Annotated in this window: 4 protein-coding genes; all 4 read right to left on the minus strand. The window is 73.3% G+C overall.

The features are described from left to right. Positions 1-854, minus strand: an 854-nt coding sequence (locus ACLN58_RS18310; protein ID WP_415856674.1) for an AAA family ATPase, incomplete at its 3' end; no start/stop codon positions are given. Between the two features lie 25 nt (positions 855-879). Next, a complete protein-coding gene (locus ACLN58_RS18315; protein WP_415856675.1) occupies positions 880-3,549 on the minus strand; it encodes a LuxR C-terminal-related transcriptional regulator in 2,670 nt (889 codons plus the stop codon). 252 nt (positions 3,550-3,801) lie between these two features. Continuing rightward, positions 3,802-4,251: a Fe-S cluster assembly sulfur transfer protein SufU gene (gene sufU / locus ACLN58_RS18320; protein WP_415856676.1), complete on the minus strand. Its 450-nt coding sequence runs from the start codon at positions 4,249-4,251 to the stop codon at positions 3,802-3,804. Next, a partial coding sequence (locus ACLN58_RS18325; RefSeq protein WP_415856677.1) for an aminotransferase class V-fold PLP-dependent enzyme occupies positions 4,248-4,505 on the minus strand: 258 nt, incomplete at its 5' end. The genes sufU and ACLN58_RS18325, both read right to left, overlap by 4 nt.

Genomic DNA, 4,505 nt, shown 5'->3' on the forward strand with positions numbered 1-4,505 from the left:
CGGTCGAGGACCTCGCGGTCGCCGAGCACGCGGGCCGCGGCGCGCGGGAGCGGTTCGGTCAGGGCCACGAGCATGAGGACCTCGCGCTCGGCGGGGGTGAGGGACTCCATGCTGCTGCGGACGGACTCGGCGAGAGCGTCCCCGCGGCTCGCGAAGCCGCTCGTGAGGAGCCAGATCCCGCGCTTGCGCACGAGCGTTCCCGCCTCGACGGCCTCGTCGATGAGGGACAGCAGGTGGAGCGGGTTGCCGCCGCTGAGGCGGTGCAGGACCCCCGTGGCCGTGACTGACAGGTTCCCGCCGAGGTGTTCCTCCGCCGCGTACTGGCTCTCGGCAAGGCTCAGCGGCGCGAGCTCGATGCGCTCGGCGATGCCGTCGTGCCACATGTCGAGGAAGTCCCGCGGGAGGCCGTTCCGGGCCGTGCCTGCGGCGAGGAGCCGGACCCAGGAGGACGCCACGGCCTCCGCGATGAGGCCCGCGGAGCCGTCGTCGAGATCCTGCGCGTCGTCCACCACGAGGACCACGGGCCGGCGAGCCTCGCCCGAGAGCCGGTGCAGCTCGGCCCAGAGGGCGCGGAGCACGCCGATGCGGTCCTGGACGTCCTCGGGCGAAAGCCTCGGCAGGCATTCGATGAGCGCCGCGTACGTGACGGATCGGAGGCTCCGGCCCGTGCGGAGCTCGAGGATCTCGGACTCGCTGCGCAAGGCCGCGACGACGTCGTCGAGCAGGTAGGTCTTTCCCGCGCCCCCCTCTCCGACCACGAGGACCGCTCCCGCCCCCTCGCGGCGGAGCGCCGCCGCGGCCGCCGCCGCGAGATCACGCCTGGTCGTCTCAGCGACCGATGGGCTCCCAGCCAACTTCACCCCCATCTTCGCGGCCACGTCAGACCAAACCGTCCAGTCCACCTCGAGACGAGACCCCGAGCTTCATGAAGACCTGGTACAGGTGCCCCTCCACCGTGCGGACGGAGACCCCGACCGCATCCGCGATGTCCCGGTTCGACGCGCCAGAGGCGGCCATGACCGCGATCTGCCGCTCGCGCTCGGTGAGGACCGGCGCGGGAACCTGCGGGATGAGCGGAAGCGTCGGCAGGATCCGCGTGAGCCGGTCCAGCCGCGTCTGCGCGCGGCCCGCCGCCGCGGACTCGCTGTGGTCCCGCGCGAAGTCGAGCGCGAGCGCCGCACAGCGGGCCTCGACTGCGTCGAGCTCCATCCCGTACGCCATCTCGGCGGCGTCGAGCAGGGCCTCGGCGTCCTTCCGTCGCGTCGCGCTCGCGACCGCGGCCATGAGGTGCGCGAGCGGTCCCTGCCGGTGGTGCGAGAGGCGCTCGATCCACAGGAACTCGCGCTCGGTCCCGGGGACGCTCGAACCGAATACCCGGATGCCGGCCGCCGTGACGCGGCCGGCGGCCTCGTCCTCGACGGCGTGCTCCAAGAGCGCCTCCGAGGCGGCGGGATCGCCGAGCCAGCGCCGGGCCATGCCCTCGCAGAAGTCCGCGATGAACTCGAAGAGCCACGGCGCGTGCTGGCGGCCCGCGGCAGCGTGCTCGAGGAACCTCTCGGCCTCGCCCGCGTCCCCGATCTGCGCATAGGCGAACGCCGTGGCGGCGTAGGCCGTGTGGAGCGCGTTCTTGGCCGGGAATTCCTCGAGCTGGGCCACGGCATTGAGCAGCGGCTCGAGGGCCGCGCTCCCCCGCCCGGCCAGGACGAGCGCGACGGCGAGGAACAGTTCCGCGATCCCGCCCCGGAGGCTCAGCCGCCGCCCGCCGCGGTCCACGTAGGCCTCGAACAGGTCCACGCACCGTTTCCAGTCGCCGTTGTTGATCCACGCGGCGAAGGCGGCGGTGAGGTACGCGTCGTCGTCCGTGTGCAGCGGCGAGCTCAGCCCGAAGGAGGCCATGAGCGCCGCCGCGTCAGCCTCGCGGCCGCACACGGCCCAGCCCAGGGCGAGCAGGAGCGAGCTCTCGCGGCGGAAGTATTCGCTCGAGCCGGTGCGGCGCGATGCGGACTCGAGCGCGTCGAGGACCGAGGAGAAGTCGCCCCGGAACGCGCGGAGCCGGTACTCGGCGAGGTCCAGGACCTCGCCCGCGTCCTTGAGGTCCGAGGGGTCGGCATCCTCCCTCCGGGCCAGCTCGTCCCACGCGATGTGCAGCGGCTCCTGGGCGTCGCCGCGCTCGGGCAGCCACGTGAGGAGTTCTGACTTCGCCGCGGCGTGGCGTGCCATCGTGACGGGGTCGAGCTCCGCGAACGAGTCGGACGGGACCGCGTCGAGCACCGAGAGCGCCTCGTCCTTGCGTTCGAGGAGGGAGAGCGCCGCGGCCCGCTGGAACGCTGCCTCGACGGCCGTGGGCCCCGCGAGGTCCGGTGCCCGGTCCAGGAGCTCGAGCGCGCGGCGGGGCTCGTAGAGGCCGATCGCCGCGCGGGCCGCGTGCACCGTGAGCTCGGGCGCGAGCGTGCTCCCGACCCCGAGGCTCCACTCGACGTAGGAGACGAGGTCCTCGCGGTCGAGCCCGGTCTCCTCGGGCGCCCCGCCCAGGGACGTGAGGGACGCGAGCTCGCGGTGCCGGTCGGGCCCGAGCCGCTCGCGGACCAGCTCGGCCATGCGCGGCTCGCGCAGGTACGCGCAGCGGTGCTCGGTGGCGTCGACCGCGATGAGCGAACGGTCCTCCATGTCCACGAGCACCTCGGAACCAAAAAGCCCGGCCAGTCCCGCGATCGGGACCCGCCGGGCCACAGCCAGGTGTTCGATGACCTCGCGCACGTCCTGCGGCTCGCGCGCCCACCGGGCACGGATGATCTCATCCGTCCCGCTCCCCGGTTCTGGCTCGACCGCACCGTCGAGCGTCCAGACGCCGCCCCGCTTGTGAAGGTTTCCCGTGGCCCGCTCGCGCCGCACGATCCCCTGCACCGACGCCGGGTTGCCCCCGCACGCGTGGTGGAGCTCTCCCACGGCGGACGAGGCGACGCGCCCGTCCACGAGCGCCGAGACGAGGAGCCGGGTCTCGGGGATGCCGATCCCGCGGAGCGGGATCTCGGCGAGCCGGCCGCGGCGCACGAGGCGCAGGAAGTCCGCCGGAAGATCGGTCGCGCGCTGGGCGACGGCGAGGAGCCTCGCCGTTCCGGTCAGGAGCAGATGCAGGAGGACGCCGATGCTCCCCTCGTCGAGCTCGCCCGTGAACTCGACGACGAGCACTACGGGGTGGCCCCCGGAGTCCTCGCGGAGCATGCGTTCGACGGCGAGCAGGAGGCCCGTCGGAGAGGCGGCGGCGCCCTTCGGGAGCCGCGCGAGGAGCGCGCCCAGGCACGCGTAGTCGAGCGACGGACCCGTGGTCGACGTGCGCAGGCGGAGCGGGTACACACCCCCACCGAGCGTGGTCAGGACGGCGCTCGCGAGGAACGACTTGCCGACCCCGGGCGGGCCCGTGATGACCGTGCCGAGGGAGCCCCGACCCTGCAGCGCACGGGTCGCGGCCTCGAGCTCGTCCTGACGCACGAGCATGGCCCATTGCAGGCGATCGGCCTGGCGCTCCGCCGCATCTGACGACGGCCGCACCGGCCGTCTCGGCAAAACCGAGACAGCTGAATCTCGCAGCATATTCAAGCCTCCCCCCGCCGGTAGCGCGACACGCCGCCGGAGTCAGGCACAGAGTACGCCGAAGTCACAGATCGGCAACAGGGAACTGAGTCCCACCCGATTGGGCCTTTACGCGTCCTTTACGGGGCCTGCGTCAGGGCCCTTCTCCGCCACGTCAGGCCTGGGCCGCACATCGGGCCTGGTCCGCCACGTCGGGCCTGGTCCACCACGTCAGGCCTGGGCCTGGCGCGCGGCGTCCTCGGCCGCGACCCACGCGATCATGGCGCACTTGACCCGGGCGACGTATTTGGAGACGCCCTCGAACGCCGCGGCGTCCCCAAGCACCTCTGGATCCCCCGCGACCGCGCCGCGCGAGCGCAGCATGTCCCGGAAAGCGGCCACGAGCTCGCCGAATTCCTCGGTGGTCGCGCCCTCGGCGAGGTCGTGGAGCACGGAAGCGGAGGCCATTGAGATCGAACACCCGTGGCCCTCCCACCGGAGGCCGCTGATCGCGCCGTCGGCCACGTCGACCCGGACGGTGACCTCGTCGCCGCACACGGGGTTGAGCTGGTGCGACTCGCCGTGGCCGGACCCGGCCGCCGGGGCGCCGTCGAAGCCACTCCCGTGGCGCTCCTTCGCGTGCTCGAGGATCACCTGCTGGTACAGCGCGTCGAGGCTCATGCGCGCGCCTTCGGCCCGAGCCCGAAGAAGCTCCGCACGTCGGCGAGCGTCGCGACGAGCGCGTCGACCTCGGCCTCGGTCGTGTACAGGTACGCGCTCGCGCGCGTCGACGCGGTGAGGCCGAGGCGGCGGTGGAGCGGCTGGGCGCAGTGGTGACCCACGCGGACGGCGATGCCCCGGCTGTCGAGGTACTGGCCGACGTCGTGCGCGTGCACGCCGTCGACGTCGAACGCCGCGAGGCCGAAGCGCGCGTG

This window comes from Sinomonas sp. G460-2, from assembly GCF_047759905.1.
Lineage (GTDB): Bacteria > Actinomycetota > Actinomycetes > Actinomycetales > Micrococcaceae > Sinomonas.